The following is a 16,982-nucleotide window of genomic DNA, read 5'->3' on the forward strand; positions in this document are numbered from 1 at the left end:
ATCAAATACTGATAAATCTTTTTCAGACTTCAAAAACTACCTAAAAAGAACAAGCAATTTATCCTATATGCCAAAGCTATATAATACATATTATTATTATAAAACGCTAACAAATAAATTTATAGGTACACTACATCAAATTTATACATCATCAAAATACAAATTTGCATACCAAAACTCATATGATTTAAAAAACTATCAGATAAATAAACTTTAAAATACACAAATTTTAACACATCATCGCTGTATATATACTACTTACAACTTTTTTTATTTAAGCCTAACATAACAAAAAACTTTCAACTACATTTCAAAAACACCCTATACTTACAATATCACAGAACTTTAAATTGATGTCTCTTGTAAAAAACTTCAAACATACACCAACATAAATCTAGAACACAATTCCAATAACTCTTTCAGTCCATCAAATTAGTTATGATTAGGATTTAATGTACACAAAGATCTGAATATTACAATCACACTTCAAACTTACAAGAATATACCAAAACCTTAATTCTGATTGGTTTAATAGCAAAACTCATAACAAATTGTTACTGCCTACAATATTAAAGTTTATATATCTATTACAACATGTTTACTCTGTCTCTAGCAACTCAGTTTTTTTTACCTCTATAGTTACATCTACAACATAAGTAGAAGGATAAAGAGGACTACTATTTTCCTTTATACTCAAATACAAACTTTGCAAAAATGAAGATTTTTGGCTATCGGAAAGAAATGGAGTAAATAATTTTGTTTTCATTATACAGTTAAAAATTTATATTAATTCTAGTATATTTACAGACTATATTACCTTTTTCATAAAAAGGCAACATCGTCTTATAGGCGAATTTAAAACTGCAGTAGGACAAACAAATTAACATTTCACAAAGCATTAAATTATTTATTACATACAGGAGTTTTGGATATTACAGTTATAATCAACAAAAATTCAATCCTTTCCTAAATTTTCAGGATAGATGCAATAATTTTACATTGACAATTTAGCTTTCATCTTAGCTAATTTTATAAAATAAAAACCCATAATCACCATGAAAACAGATAGCAATTGTCCCATAGTTAACTGATTAAACAAAATGTAACCAACCTGAGCATCAGGTTCTCTAATAAACTCAATAAAAAACCGCACTACTCCATACCATATACAATAAACAGCACTCAGCATTCCTTGAGATGCTCTAACATTTGTAAAGAAAAAAAGAGAATTCATTATTACAAATAATAGAAACCCTTCAAAAAAAGCTTCATATAATTGGCTGGGATGTCTATAGAAAGAATCACCACTATTAGGAAAAACCATACCAAATTTTATATCTGTGACCTTACCATATAACTCACCATTAATAAAATTTGCAATGCGTCCAAAAAATATTCCAACAGGTACAGCACATGCACCTAAATCAAGAGCAGAAAGAATACTTATTTTATTTTTTCTACAAAAAATATACATGCCACTAATTATCCCTATTAAACCACCATGAAATGACATACCACCATTCCACAACTTAAACATTTCAATAGGAAAATGTATATAAAAATCTAAGTTATAAAACAATATATATCCTATCCTACCACCAAGAATTATAGAAATAACCCACCATGACATTATTGATTCATAACTTTCTTTGCTAAAAACTCTATACTTATCTATTTTTCTTATATACCAATAAGCAAACACTATACCCAATACATAGGATAACGAATACCACTTTATTTCTAGTAATCCCAATCTAAAAGCTACTGGATCTATAATCATAAAAGTATATAAAATATATGTTCTGAATAGTATGAAACAATTGCAACATTTTCGCAACTCTTACCACATCATATACATACAAACACAGAATCCTACTAACTTTCTCTACTTAACATTAGATACTATATAACACATTGCACTCAAAACATTTTGATAATATATAAATACAATAGTGCATTATACTTTATATAGCATGACTATTATGATAGTAATATCTTTAGTAGAATATTTATCTTATAAGTTACACAAATTTATACGGTTTTTTCATAAGTAATATGCTATGTAGTAATGATAAGATAAATTTATTTAGTATACTTAAACAATGTTATAAGTATACAGGTTTAACTCACGTTGTGCTTGTTATAAAATATACTTCATGTTCTTATATATGCCGTATAAGAACTTGCATATTAACCATGCACATTTCACTACACCTGTTAAAAAAACTTATAATACAAGCTATTCTACTAAGATTATTATATATTTCACACATTATGATGTAATTTTAATACAATCTATAAAAATATTCAACAATAACTTGCTACATTATTTATTTATTAATAAATGTTGAGCATAATATTAATATTCAACTCTAAAGAGAAAAAGTCGTGATATCAAATATTATTATTAGTGATAACAGTAGTATAACAATATTTTTCACGGGAAAAGATGAAATAGAAAAATTCACTAAAATATTCACTGTATTAGATAAAAACAAAGCTGCTAAAGCCCTGTTCAATCATGAAGTTAATATAGAATATCAAGATAACCGTGCAATATTGACATCTTCTACAAACTTTGAATTCAGTGATCTTAACAAGATAATAACACACATGTTACAACATGATTTTATAATTAACACAAATACCATAGAGCAATCTCTAGAACAAGGATGTAATACCTTAAAAACTGATAACTTAGTTATTTGTAGGTTTAATGATAAGCCACTATACAGTATTAATATCAGTATTAGGAACAACACAATTATATTACATCCTATATCCACAAAATATTTAGACCTATCTTCAGAGTACAATCAAAAACTAATGAGCTTACTCAAAACACATACTAGCACTAGCGATATTACCATAGATAATAAACAAAATAGTATTTTACTATCGATCAACACTGCAATATATGACATAATACAGTCACTTGTAAGCACATTAATAAAAGCACAAATTACCGAAGAAAGTGATAAAGAAAAAATTTTACAACAGTTGACTAAACTTGCTTTTCATGATTTTACATCTAATGAGTTACAAATTGTAAAAACATAGCTCTATATCCTACTGATCATCCCTTAAGCAAATATAAAAACATAGCCAAAAATGTAGAAAATATTTTTTCACATTTAGCAAGTAACCAACTGCTAGATTCATACTCTGTTAAACTATTACAAGATGCTATAAATAATACAGGAGAATTCTCCACAGCCCCACATATTATTATGCGTAGCTTTAGCAAATTGAATAAAAACTTTTATGATCAAGTACAAAGCATAATAAATCAGGCACAATAATTTAAGATTACTACACACATATTGCCTTACAGCTTGAATAAACAAATTTGGAGTAAAGGACCAAATTTTAAACGCTATCTCCGACTATAACAAAGAACTCCCCTGCTACAAAATCAAACAATATGACAAACCTTAATAGTTACAGTTAATAAAAATCCAAACTTTGAAGGCTATTGCTTGATAAAGAACTCATCGAAAAATCAAGAATAATATACATAAATCTTGATAACTATCATTTCACAAAAATAACTCTTTGTGTAAATACTATGTTTTACCTCGCTCAACACCTACACCTTCAACAACACTGTCATCAACTTGTACACTTGTTCTAGTACTAACATTTTCTAAATCACGTGCTTCTATATCAACACTAGGTGATCCTTCATTTTCTTGCCTACAATCATTTTGAGGTTCATGTTGTGGCAATACACCAAATAACCCCGCTTTATATGCATTAAAAAGTGCAAACTTAAATTTATCAAGAAACTGATAACTATTTCCTTCAACATTAACATGTTTAACATCATCAAGCGCAGAAATTTGCTTCTTCATAGACACACAAGCCGTAGTACTAAGGCCACCTAACTTTGCTACTAACTCTCTATCTTGCTTATAGTATTGATTACATAATAAAGTAACACATAACACAACAGCTGTCATCATAACCATCACGCTAGATACTATAGGGACATACCCATCCATAATACATCCTGTATACAAGAAAAATGCACTTATCGTTAACATAAACACTGCAAACATCATACAAACAGCAGCACAAATTTTTGAGGTTGTAGTTTTTAAAGAAAGTAAGTATATTCCTTCTGCAAATATCACAAGATATGATAGCATCGAACAATACAAAGCCGCTTTATCACATTTCAGAAGATGACATGCCAATGCTACCATGTGTGCAAGACATACAAACGCTAATACCAAAAACGTTGTAATTCTTGTCCATAATTGTCTTTTTGTAAGTTCTTCATTACTAGCTACAAGGAGTAGATTATGTTTTTCACTTACTGCTTTTCCCAAATCAGTAGGTTGATCACCCTCTCCTTCATGTTCTTTAACAAATCCCCTTTTTTTCGCTTCTTCTATGATGTATGATTGCACTGCTTTTTCTCTTGCTTTATCAGTTCCATTAACCATAACATCATAAACACCCTCTGATGCATTTGCATATAACCGACATTGCCATGGCAATAAATTCATATTATATGCTTGTTCTCTAAGCTCCAAATTCCCAATATAAGATAATAAAAGAAGTGGAGGAAGCAAAGGAAGAGCAAGAGACAATACACTCGCAACACATCTTATCACTTTCTCTTGAGTTGTAAGTAAAGACCATCGTTCAGCATACAACACTGCATCATATAGTTTCTGTTTTAATGGTTTACTGTTTGGATCATATGTAGCTATATGAATTTCGCGTGGAGGTTTACCACCAGCACTACTGTCAGCAAAATTCTTTTTGTTTCTTTTTACAATACTACATATATCACGTGATGTATACCCATCACGAGAAGAAACAATCAATACAGTCCTATGACTATACTGTTTGGTTAGACTATAAACAGGAGTGTCTTCACTGTCTAATATTGGATAATCAGCACATACTACTGGTACAAATCCTAATCCTCTGACAAAATCCGCAAGTTCTTGTACATCACCTTCTTTCTTAGAACGATGCACAAATACTCTGCTTAAAAAGTTTCCATCTATATCATCACCCTGAGGTCCAACCATAACAGATGCTGGTGTAACATTACGCACTAATTGTCCTACACGAACAATACCAACACCTGGAATATGAAAAACAACACGTTTTAGCTCTTTAAAAAGTTTATCATACGCATGGTAATCTTGACTATTTTGCATAAGTATTGAAAAAAAACTATCTACTATAAGGATACGATATAATTCCTGCAAATACATTAATTATTTAAGCATAGAAGTAAGGATTTTATTTCTGGTAAAGATCATTACGTTTTTGTCAAGCACATTGAATACTTACTGTCAGTTTTATACAAAACCAACTAACCACTTGTTTGCACGATGACAAACTAGATATTCTAAAAGCTCAACAATAAATACTGCATATACTCTTCATTACAGTTTTAATTAACATTTTTTTTAATTACAACTCTAAATTTGTGATATTACAAATGTAGGATGTTCTTATAGTGTTATGTTTTTGAAATGCAGTTGAAAGTTTTTTAGTTATGTTAAACTTAAATAAAAAGTTGTAAGTAGTATATACAGTAATGGTACTTAAAGTATTACAAACACACTCACATCAATCTCGAGAGGCAAAAGCAAAAACCTTACTACAGTAGGGACAACTAACTTCTTGTCCAATTTTAACAGTCAAATATATTTTCGGATGTTCAATATACTCAGAAGCATTCCCTTCCCCACTGCAACAAACTATTTTCACTTTATCTTTCTCATCACTACCAGACATAAATCAACTTTTCAAAATTTCACAAATCATATACTTAATGTCTTCAAATTAAATAATCTAATATATAAATCTATTAGCATCTTTGTTAAAGTTATTGCAGAAAACATGGAACATAAAATACCTATTGATAATGTAATAGCAAATCCACTAATAGGGCCACTACCTATTACAAACATAATTGCAGCAACAATTAATGTGGTAACATTAGAATCAAATATCGTTGACATAGCATTTTTAAAGCCAGATTCTACAGCCCATTTTAACTTTTTTGTAGACTTTAACTCTTCTTTAATACGCTCAAAAATCAACACATTAGCATCCACAGACATTCCAACTGTCAAAGTAATTCCTGCAAGTCCAGGTAATGTAAGCGTAGCTTGAAGCAATGTAAGTATGGTAATAATAAAAACAATATTAAAAACTAATCCAATTACAGCTAAAACACCAAATATACGATAAGAAAATATAATAAAAATAGAAACTGCTACAATTGATATTATCATTGCTAATCTACCTTGCTTAATGTATTCAGCACCTAGACTAGAACCTATTGTTTTTTCTTCTATTACTTTCAAAGGTACTGGCAAAGCTCCAGATTTTAACAATATAGATAATTCTTTTGCAGTTTCAACCGTAAAATTACCACTAATTTCACCACTTCCAGTTAAAATAGGTTCACGTATTATAGGAGCAGTAAGTACTACTCCATCCAGCACTATAGCAAATGGTTTATTAAAGTTTTCTTTTGTAATTTTAGCAAACTTTTTAGCTGCTGCATTATTCAGCTTAAAATGTACAACTACGTTACCAAGATTATTTATACCAGATGACACATCTATTAAAGAATCACCACTAATTTCAACTTTTTTTAATATAGGATATGTATTTCCACGATGATCCTTAAGCAAAACAGTAGTAAGAGGATTAATAGATGATAACTGACTAACATTTTCTAGCAAGTGAAATGTCAGCTTTGCTGTCTTGCCCAATAACGTCTTGATTTGACTAGTATCATGTACCCCAGGAATTTGCAGAGAGATTCTATCTTTACCATGACTATTTATAATAATCTCTTTTGTACCAGATTTATCTAACCTACGTCTTATGTTACTAATAGAATCAGATATAACATTCCTCAACAAACTTGCCTTATAACTGTCATAAAAAGACATGACAATCTGACCTTCCTGTTCAAATACTCTAACGTTTTTATTATCAAACAACTTTATTTTATTAAAATCCTGACTACTTTTTAGTACCAACACCAGTTTATCCTGCTCTACATCTAGTTTACTATACTCTATTTTTTTGCTGGATAAAAATTCACTCATTTCATCATACAAGCTATACATTCTTTCTTTTAAATATTCTTTAAAATCCGCTTCTAACAACAAGTAAACACCACCTTGCAGATCTAATCCTAGATTAACTTTTTGTTTTGACAGCAAAAATTTACTATTAATAAAATTTGGTAGTATTAAATATATAGCAAGAACACATAACAAGGTCACAACTATAGGCTTAATTTGTAACTTAGAAAACATATCATCTACCAAATATATCTGGCTATTATATTATATTATTGCAACAAACAAAATATTTTATATTTCTAAGACAAATCACTAATCTAATACAGCACAACATAATATGAATGCAACCAAATTGAAAAACATCGTACTTAAACAAATGTATAATGTTTTCATGTATACTTAACACTCCTTATTCAAAAACTTATTAATCTATCAAACACATTGCATTTTAATCATAACAATAGGATAAAACCCTCTATATTAAAAATAATACATATTAAATGCTATTTAACTCTTACATCCTATTTCATTTATAGATATACACATCAAATAAGTAATTAATCTAAAAACACAATTTGCTCTCATAATAATTATAATCATAAGGATCGACTTTCATATTGTCACTACATGCTATACATGCACTATTTTTTTGAAATGTATATTTAGTAAACTCATTAGATCGCAAGTCTATTCTCTGCAAATTCCCTACTAAATTATCTGGAATTTTTAATAAATATTTTATAGTTTCTGCAACTGCAATACTTCCTACTACTCCCACCGTTGCTCCAAGTATTCCAGCATTAGAACAATTTAAGTGCAGACTCATATATTGACATTCAAAAAAACATCTTAGACAAGGTTTACCATAAGGAAATACTGTTAACACTTGTCCAGTAAATCCAATCGCTGCACTATGTACTAAAGGTTTACCTAACAAAACAGCTGCATCATTAAGAAATAACTTTGTAGCCAGACGATCTGTACAATCGACAACAACATCCACATTCTTAAACACTTCCTCGAAATTTTTAGGCGTAACAAAATTATTTAACACTTGAACATTAACATCAGAGTTAAGTGATTTTACAAACTCCTGTGCTTTTATCACTTTACTTTGATTGATATCACTCTCCTTATAAATCACCTGTCTATTAAGGTTGGACATTTGTATTTTATCATCATCACACAATGTAATATGGCCAATACCACTAGCAGCAAGTAGAGGAATAACTGTACTTCCTAAGCCACCACAACCTATTATCAAAACATTACTTTCACTTAATTTACTTTGACCTACTTTGCCTATCTCTGAAATAAGAACTTGTTTCTTATAACGGTCAAACACTAATTTTCCTGTAAATACCTACTACCTGGAACTGATACAGGTATCTTTCGCAAATATTCTGGAACATCTTCATCTACATAACTTTTAATATTTAATTCAACTAAACTAATTATAGGAAAAGGTAGTTTAATATCCCTACTACGTTTAACTAAAGCTGCACCTGCAACAACAGTACCACCATTCTTCTTTACACAACTTACTACTTCCATAGAAGTTTTTCCAGTTGTAATCACATCTTCTACAATTAAAACTTTACTTCCCTTTTTTATTTCAAACCCCCGACGCAGTGTAAACAGTCCATTAACACGTTCACAGAACACATTATTAATACCCAACTGCCTAGCAATTTCATAGCCAACTGTAATAGCTCCAACTGCTGGAGAAACTATAAGATCTATATTTGGTAAAACTTTACCAATCTTTGTAGCAAGTAAAGCACAAAACTTCACCGCAATAACTGGGTTTTCAAATAACCTAGCACACTGAATATAAGTATCACTATGTAATCCCGAAGATAATACAAAGTGACCACTTATTATTACCCCAATTTTAGTAAATTCACCATATATAGAATCACTATTTAATAAATCCGCTTCCATAACAAAACACCTTAAAAAACTGTTTCTTCTACTTCATGAAGATTATCATTAACCTCTGCATTGAAACAACTAACTTCATTATCACTTGCAAGTATACTTCTTATCTTCTGTTCTATTTCATGTGCAGTATCACAATTAGCTTTAAGATAAGATTTTGCATTTTCTTTACCTTGACCAAGACGCACACTATTATACGAGTAGTATGACCCAGCTTTTTCAATAATATTAAGTTTTACACCCATATCTATAATCTCTCCTACCTTTGAGATACCTTCATTATACATGATATCAAAATCTACTTGTTTAAAAGGAGGAGCCACCTTGTTTTTAACAACTTTCACCTTAGTTTGATTACCAATAATTACGTCCTTATCCTTAATTGCACTTACCTTACGTATATCTAATCTTACAGAACTATAAAACTTTAAAGCATTGCCACCAGTAGTAGTTTCAGGATTTCCATAAACTACCCCTATTTTCATACGTATCTGATTAATAAAAATAAGAACACAATTAGCTTTTGATACAATAGAAGTTAACTTCCTCAATGCATGACTTAACAACCTAGCTTGTAACCCCATATGTTGATCACCCATATCACCTTCTATCTCTGCTCTAGGAGTTAATGCAGCCACAGAATCTACTACTATTACATCAATAGCACCAGAACAAACCAGATACTCAACTATATGTAATGCTTGTTCACCTGTATCGGGTTGAGAAACGATCAAATCACCAGTATTTACCCCTAATTTGCGAGCATACATGATATCCAAAGCATGTTCAGCATCAATAAATGCACAATTCCCACCCTTTTTTTGTGACTCAGCAATTACATGCAAAGCAAGTGTTGTTTTACCAGAACTTTCAGGCCCAAAAATTTCAACAATTCTACCTTTAGGAAACCCACCAATGCCTAAAGCTGTATCAAGCGCAATTGATCCAGTAGAAATACTATCTATTTTTTCAATAGCACCTTGTTTTAATTTCATTATTGCACCACGACCAAAAGCCTTTTCAATTTGACTAATTGCGCTATCCAATGCTTTTTGTCTTTCCTGGTTTAAATTTTTGCTATCAGACATATGATAAATACTTTATAAATTAAAAAAGCTAATCACTCTTAATATTAATTGTCAAGTTATAAATCATTGCACCATTTATTTCAAACAAACCAAATTTAAACATTCACAAAAGGTTCTTCTATCTTAAAAATCATGGAATAATTATCAATGACACAAACTTAATTAGTATAAGCTCAAATCATAACTATCAACACCTATAAAACTAGCAACTATTTTCACCTAAAATGTTAAAAATAAGATTTTATCCTCATTCATTTTTTTCATAGCGAAGTATAACGTTACAATTCATTTCAAAATTGCAATACTTAAGTATCATACCAATATAAACATTACACAAAGTTCTATACCTTGTAATCAAAGGTTAAGACTTATCATAATTATCTGCACTTATAAAATTTACTATATTATCTGATGTCCCTTTCCATAAATCAAAACTACCTGTAACATAGCGTTGAATATATACTGTTTTACCTGTATATTCGTAAATAAACTTTACTATATCATCAACATTAACAACGTTGTTATCCTTAAGAGTAAGGACAACCTTTACAGACATACCAGACAACACTTTCAGTGCTGTTAATGTATGACTTATGCTGCCTAGATAAGAGCCTATAACCAAAATCACATTAATATTTAAATCCCGTATTATATCTAAACAAGTTTTATCATCTGTAATAGGAGACATAACTCCACCCACTCCTTCTATTAACAAATAATCATGAGCCTGACTAATACATTGGGAACAAAATGTCACAATTTTATTATAGTCCAATTTAGTATTTTCTAACTTAGCGGCTATATTAGGAGCATGTGGATAATACAACCTCCAAGGTGAAACTTTCGTTATATTACTATCATGACAATCCATACTTAAACTACACAGTATTTTACCTGTATCATTATCTAAAATATTCGCATCACTCCACCCACTAATAACAGGTTTTATTGCATGTACTACCTTATAACTTTTACTTAAATGCCAACACAGGGCTGTCATAATAAAAGTTTTTCCTATATCAGTACCGCAAGATGTAATAAAATAAGCTGACATTTACACAACAACCAATATAATTTAACAAACGTATCCTAACTGATACAAACCCAGTTCACAATATTTTAGAAACAAGGGCAATTCAATATGACAGATGCAACTAATAAAGGATTTTTCAGCAATATCAAGAAAGGTTTATTTAAAACCTCATCAAAGTTAAGTGACGGTATAAAGAAAATTTTTTCTAGTGGAAAAAAAGTTGACCAAGAAACTTTAGAAGAATTGAAAGAATTACTCATCACAGCAGATGTAGGCTATGACAATGCTTCACTACTTACACAAAAACTTGCATCCACAAAGTTTAATGAAATGGATGATAATACAGTAAAGCAAAAACTCGCTGAATCTATAGAAAACATCCTATTACAAGTTGAAAAGCCTCTCTCTATAAACAATAAGCCACATGTAATTATGGTATGTGGTACAAATGGAAATGGCAAGACCACAACTATAGGTAAATTAGCACATAGGTTTAAAAACACAGGGAAAAAAGTACTAGTTGCAGCATGTGACACATTTCGTGCAGCAGCTACTGAACAACTAATAGTATGGTCACAAAAAGTAAATTTCCCAGTAGTAACAGGCAATCAGGGAGCAGATGCAGCAAGTATAGCATATCAAGCAATGCAACAAGCCTTAAATGAACAAACCGATGTCTTGCTAATTGATACAGCTGGAAGATTACATAATCATAAAAACTTGATGGAAGAACTAGCAAAAATTAGAAGAATTATAAACAAACATGACAACAATGCACCTCATGATGTCATACTAATATTAGACGCAACAACTGGACAAAACGCTGTCAATCAAGTTGATGCTTTTTTACAATTCGTCAATATTAGTGGATTAATTATAACTAAGTTAGACGGCACAGCAAAAGGAGGAGTAGTTATAAGAATAGCACAAAAATATAAATTGAACATTCATGCAATAGGTATTGGTGAATCTGTAGAACAACTTCAAGACTTTTCTGCCAAAGAATTTGCTGCAGGATTACTCGACATAAACACCATATAATTGTAGTCACTTAATAAACTGTCTAATATTCAGCCATATCAGCAGAGTAGTCATAAGAATAGCACAAATATAAATTGAACTCATGTATAGGTATATTGATGAATCTGTAGAACAACTTTAAGACTTTTCTGCCAAAGAATTTGCTGTAGGATTACTCGACATAAACACCATATAATTGTAGTCACTTAATAAACTGTCTAATATTCAGCCATATCAGCAGAGTAGCCATAAGAATAGCACAAATATAAATTGAACTCATACAATAGGTATTGGTGAATCTGTAGAACAACTTTAAGACTTTTCTGCTAAAGAATTCGCTGTAGGATTACTATTCGACACAAACATCATATAATTCAAATAGTTACTCAATAAACTGTGTAATACTCATTATACACATGAAAACCAGATTAACGTTTACAAGTCCACTGCATTTACCCTTTATAAGCCACGTTAAATAATATGCTCAGATGTAATTATCCTGTATTCGAACACTTTCATAACTATTACATATACCATAACACAATAACTACTACAAAAATTATTAATCACCTTCCAGACTATCCTCGCAATCAATGTTGGAACAGTAAATATGTTCAATAACAAATACCCTTTATCTGAAATTCTATAACAACTACAACATTACACTATTGCTAATTATTTCTTACTAAAAAGAAATTCATATTACATTAACAAGCTACTAACTTATTTTTTAATCTAGGTTAAAAGCAACACGTATAACAACAATCATTACATAGTAAAAAAGCCAGGTTGATCATTATATAAGTATAATTTTTCCATTTTTACTACATCTATTTTCTTTTGCTCTATGTCAAAAAGCAACTGATTAATATGCTCATTCATGATTTTATCATCTTTACTTTTCATGTAAAACCTACAACATACCTGATCCATATAAGAAAGATTTACACTCACAGATTCATCAGGCCAAATTTCTAATCCTTTATTATGAATTAGCACAAGCTCCAGTTTATCATGTGTAATATTTTGAAGATTATTAATTAACTGCTTAAAATCTAGTCCTACACCATCACAACCAATAGTAATATCCACTCCTACAAGAACTCTAGTAACATAAGATGGTTCATATGTATAAGATACACCCGTCCTATCTACATTATCCTGAAACATTGATTTTGGTAATTGAGATGGAGATTGTCCAAAATTTTCAACAACAGCCTTAGCAAAATCCATTGTAGAAACTTTTTTCTTGCTAACCTGACTTTGGTAAATATCTGCTGTATGAATACCATCTTCTAAAGTTTTAAGAAATGCATTATAAATTAGCTGTGCCTTGTCAAACTGTTTTAAATACATCAACATTTGTATAGCTGCATTAAGTAATCCAGAAGGATTTGCTATGTTCTTTCCAGCTATATCTGGAGCTGAACCATGAACAGCTTCAAACATTGCATAATTATTCCCTATATTAGCACTACCTGCAAGGCCTATAGACCCTGATAATTCAGCAACTATATCAGACACTATATCACCATAAAGATTAGTAGTAACTATAACATCAAAATTTTCAGGGTTAGAAGCCACTTTTGCCATTCCAATATCAACAATATAATGATCTGATTCAATGTCAGGATAATTCTCTGCAATCTTTGAAAAAGACTTATGAAAAATTCCATCTGTCATTTTCATAATATTATCTTTTATCAAGCAAGTAACTCTCTTCCTATTATGAACCTTAGCATAGTGAAATGCATAATCACATATTCTTTCTGAACCTGATCTCGTAATAACTTTTGAGCATTGATACGTATCATTAGTCAGCCTATGTTCTATACCAGTATATGTATCTTCCTCATTTTCTCGAACTATCACTACATTGAGATTAGGATACCTTGTCTTTATCACAGGATGATAAGAAATACATGGCCTAATATTTGCATACAACCCTAATCTCTTTCTCAACGTAACATTAAGACTTTTATGCCCACGACCTTGTGGAGTCATGGTAGGAGACTTAAGCAGTACTTTCGTTCTATAAATAGAATCCCAAGATGAAGGCGCAATACCAGAAGACCATTCTTTTTTATATAAATTGTGTCCCACCTCTATAGTTTCTACAACTAGACCTGATTCTGCTTCACTCAAGATCAATAGTACAGCTTCCATAATTTCTGGGCCAATACCATCTCCATAAGCAACTGTTATTGGAATTGACATTATACTTCTTCCATTTTCAACAATAATATAGTATATCTTCCAGACTAAAAAATTTGATTATATAGACAATATAATATTAAAAACAACAAAAATATATCAAACATGTCTATATCTAATAAGACGATATAAGACGTTAAACAATTTGCTAGTACCGTCATCAACCAAAATTTATGCTCTTATCAAAACAATAAGTCACATAAATATGATCATCATAATCTACATTCATTAATTTATATCAGTTAACAAAGCAAGCATCTGTTCTCTTTACTATTTTATATTACTAATAATCTTCTTTACAAAATCTTAAAATTATAAACACAAACACACTAAAATAATGTTATAGTAAGTATAAAATAGCAGTGTTATAATACATATTTTTAGTTAACACAGTATGCTACATTGCAATTTGGAAAATTTAGAATACATTGGGGTAACAGGTGCACTATGGAAGCCATATAATGTAAACTTCCGTGATGTTTTAACAATAACACAAAAACTTGGTATATCTGAAATTGTTGCAAGAGTATTATCAACAAGAAAAGTAAATATAGAAGAGATCAATGACTTTCTATATCCTACACTAAGGTCATCTTTACCTGATCCTTTCCATCTTTTAGATATGGACAAAGCAATACAGAGAATTTGTCACGCAATATATAATAAAGAAAGAATTGTTATTTTTGGAGATTATGATGTTGATGGAGCAACATCATCTGCATTAATAAAGCAATACTTAACACAAATAGGTGTACCTACAACAATATATATTCCAGATCGTATATGTGAAGGATACGGACCAAACACTCAAGCCTTACTTAAATTACAAGAAATTGGGCACAGTTTATGCATAACTGTTGATTGTGGGACTATAGCACATGAACCAATATCCGTAGCAAAATCTGTAAATCTTGATGTGATAGTTATAGACCATCATATGGGCTTGAACACTTTACCAGATGCAATTGCAGTTATTAATCCCAATCGCCTAGATGAAAATTCTCCATATACATATTTAGCAGGAGTTGGTGTATCATTTTTAATGCTTGTAGCACTAAATAAAACTTTAAAAGAAAAAGGATTTTTTACAAATAACAACGAACCAAATTTAATAAACTATCTAGATTTAGTAGCATTGGGAACTGTATGTGATGTCATGCCTATTATAGGATTAAATAGAGCTTTCGTAAAACAAGGCTTAAAAATTATGGCAACAAGACAAAATATAGGCCTTAAAGTCTTGTCTGATGTTATTGGTTTAGAAGATAAACCAAATACTTACCAACTAGGATTTAATATAGGTCCACATATTAATGCTGGAGGAAGAGTTGGAAACGCAAGTTTAGGAGCAAGGCTATTATCAAGTAATAGTGAAGAAGAAGCTCTAGAAATTTCAGAAAAATTACAAAACTTTAATCTAGAAAGAAAAGAGTTAGAACATAGAAGTTTCAATGAAGCAGTAGAACAAGCAGAAGCTCTAATATCAACAAATACAAATTTAATTATAGTTGCAGGAAACTGGCACCCAGGAATAATAGGTATAGTCGCAGGAAGACTTAAAGATAAATTTTTTCTACCAAGCATAGTAATTTCACTGGATAAGGGCATTGGCAAAGCGAGCGCTAGATCAATACCAGATGTAGACTTGGGTGCAGCCATTTTATCAGCAAAATTAGAAGGGATCATCACTGAAGGAGGAGGACATGCCATGGCTGCTGGATTCTCAATACAGGAAGATAAAATTAAAACATTAAATGAATTCCTTTCACAAAGATTTCACAATATTAATAAACAAAAAGTATTTAAAGTAGACGGCATTATTACTGCAGCAGCAGTTAATCTAACCTTATGGAAAGAATTACAGTTTTTAGAACCCTTTGGCATAGGCAATCCTGAACCAAGGTTTATCCTGACAAATATCAAAATAAAAAATCCGGAGATTATAGGAGATAGTCATATAAGATGTTTAATTCATGACAACAAAACTTTTATAAAAGGAATTTGTTTCAGATGTACAGACACAGAATTGGGCTTAGCTCTATTAGAACGTACTGCAATCATGTTACTAGGAAAAATCAGCGTTAACTATTGGAAAGGCAATGAGAACATACAGTTTATAATAGAAGATGCGATTACAAAAAGTCACAATGATCACAAATTATAAAGATTATAGGAATACTCAACACAAATGTTGTTATTGGTAGATAAATTCAATAATACATAACCTTTACAATCTACAAGGACATTAAATAGCAAAAATATTACAACAGTTTTTCCTTAATAAATGATCTTTAAATTAGTATATATTTCATACTATTGGCTGTAAATATATACTCTCACATCTACATATTTCTATAGATATAAAGCTAAATAATATTAATTTCATGTAACAATAACCATTCACATTATATTATACAAACAATCAAAAAATTAATAGAAAAACAATGATCTTTTAATTAGTATATATTTCATACCATTAGCTGTAAATATATACGCTCACATCTATATATTCCTACAGATATAATAGCTAAATGATATCAATTTCATGTAACAATAACCATTCACGTTATGTACACAAATAATTAAAAATTAATAGGATTTAAAAAAACA

14 protein-coding genes are annotated in these 16,982 nt (G+C 30.3%); 3 read left to right on the top strand and 11 right to left on the bottom strand.

All coding sequences use genetic code 11. From position 1 onward, the window contains the following. Positions 1 to 598: 598 nt before the first annotated feature. Together ECH_RS04980 and lgt are read right to left on the bottom strand one after the other, a co-directional pair. The gene (locus tag ECH_RS04980; RefSeq protein WP_011453001.1) at positions 599 to 766 is read right to left on the bottom strand and encodes a hypothetical protein; all 168 of its coding nucleotides are present in this window, start codon (positions 764 to 766) and stop codon (positions 599 to 601) included. Positions 767 to 994: 228 nt separating this feature from the next. Then, on the bottom strand, positions 995 to 1,780 hold the full coding sequence (gene lgt, locus ECH_RS04450; RefSeq protein ID WP_006010306.1) for a prolipoprotein diacylglyceryl transferase: 786 nt from the start codon (positions 1,778 to 1,780) through the stop codon (positions 995 to 997). A gap of 608 nt (positions 1,781 to 2,388) precedes the next feature. Between lgt and ECH_RS04455 the strand changes: the two genes are divergently transcribed. After that, positions 2,389 to 3,060 carry a hypothetical protein gene (locus ECH_RS04455; protein ID WP_011453004.1) on the top strand — a complete coding sequence of 224 codons (672 nt, stop codon included), beginning with the start codon at positions 2,389 to 2,391 and terminating at the stop codon, positions 3,058 to 3,060. A 16-nt stretch (positions 3,061 to 3,076) separates the two neighbouring features. Here the strand turns inward: ECH_RS04455 and ECH_RS05055 are convergent, their stop codons facing one another. The 8 genes from ECH_RS05055 to bioD form a co-directional block, all read right to left on the bottom strand. Continuing rightward, entirely contained in the window at positions 3,077 to 3,214 is a 138-nt protein-coding gene (locus ECH_RS05055; protein WP_226988403.1) for a hypothetical protein, read from the bottom strand. 352 nt (positions 3,215 to 3,566) lie between these two features. Next, on the bottom strand, positions 3,567 to 5,180 hold the full coding sequence (locus ECH_RS04460; RefSeq protein WP_011453005.1) for a hypothetical protein: 1,614 nt from the start codon (positions 5,178 to 5,180) through the stop codon (positions 3,567 to 3,569). A gap of 418 nt (positions 5,181 to 5,598) precedes the next feature. After that, positions 5,599 to 5,766, bottom strand: a complete 168-nt coding sequence (locus tag ECH_RS04810) for a zinc-finger domain-containing protein (protein WP_011453006.1) — start codon at positions 5,764 to 5,766, stop codon at positions 5,599 to 5,601. 26 nt (positions 5,767 to 5,792) lie between these two features. Continuing rightward, positions 5,793 to 7,310 (bottom strand): protein translocase subunit SecD, encoded by a 1,518-nt coding sequence (secD, locus tag ECH_RS04465; RefSeq protein WP_011453007.1) that lies wholly within the window; start codon positions 7,308 to 7,310, stop codon positions 5,793 to 5,795. A gap of 328 nt (positions 7,311 to 7,638) precedes the next feature. Continuing rightward, entirely contained in the window at positions 7,639 to 8,421 is a 783-nt protein-coding gene (locus ECH_RS04470; RefSeq protein WP_006011560.1) for a HesA/MoeB/ThiF family protein, read from the bottom strand. Further along, positions 8,421 to 9,020 (bottom strand): orotate phosphoribosyltransferase, encoded by a 600-nt coding sequence (gene pyrE / locus ECH_RS04475; RefSeq protein ID WP_006011558.1) that lies wholly within the window; start codon positions 9,018 to 9,020, stop codon positions 8,421 to 8,423. The genes ECH_RS04470 and pyrE overlap by 1 nt, the downstream gene beginning before the upstream one ends. Positions 9,021 to 9,031: 11 nt before the next feature. Continuing rightward, positions 9,032 to 10,105: a recombinase RecA gene (gene recA / locus ECH_RS04480; RefSeq protein WP_006011556.1), complete on the bottom strand. Its 1,074-nt coding sequence runs from the start codon at positions 10,103 to 10,105 to the stop codon at positions 9,032 to 9,034. Between the two features lie 361 nt (positions 10,106 to 10,466). Further along, a complete protein-coding gene (bioD, locus tag ECH_RS04485; protein WP_011453008.1) occupies positions 10,467 to 11,159 on the bottom strand; it encodes a dethiobiotin synthase in 693 nt (230 codons plus the stop codon). An 87-nt stretch (positions 11,160 to 11,246) separates the two neighbouring features. Between bioD and ftsY the strand changes: the two genes are divergently transcribed. Beyond that, positions 11,247 to 12,179 (top strand): signal recognition particle-docking protein FtsY, encoded by a 933-nt coding sequence (gene ftsY, locus ECH_RS04490; protein ID WP_006011300.1) that lies wholly within the window; start codon positions 11,247 to 11,249, stop codon positions 12,177 to 12,179. Between the two features lie 747 nt (positions 12,180 to 12,926). Here ftsY and icd read toward each other — a convergent pair. Beyond that, positions 12,927 to 14,375: an isocitrate dehydrogenase gene (gene icd, locus ECH_RS04495; RefSeq protein ID WP_006011301.1), complete on the bottom strand. Its 1,449-nt coding sequence runs from the start codon at positions 14,373 to 14,375 to the stop codon at positions 12,927 to 12,929. Positions 14,376 to 14,766: 391 nt separating this feature from the next. On the opposite strand from icd, the gene recJ reads away from it, so the two are divergent. After that, the gene (recJ, locus tag ECH_RS04500) at positions 14,767 to 16,536 is read left to right on the top strand and encodes a single-stranded-DNA-specific exonuclease RecJ (RefSeq protein WP_011453011.1); all 1,770 of its coding nucleotides are present in this window, start codon (positions 14,767 to 14,769) and stop codon (positions 16,534 to 16,536) included. The last annotated feature ends 446 nt before the right edge of the window (positions 16,537 to 16,982 follow it).

It is taken from the genome of Ehrlichia chaffeensis str. Arkansas (assembly GCF_000013145.1).
Taxonomy (GTDB): domain Bacteria; phylum Pseudomonadota; class Alphaproteobacteria; order Rickettsiales; family Anaplasmataceae; genus Ehrlichia; species Ehrlichia chaffeensis.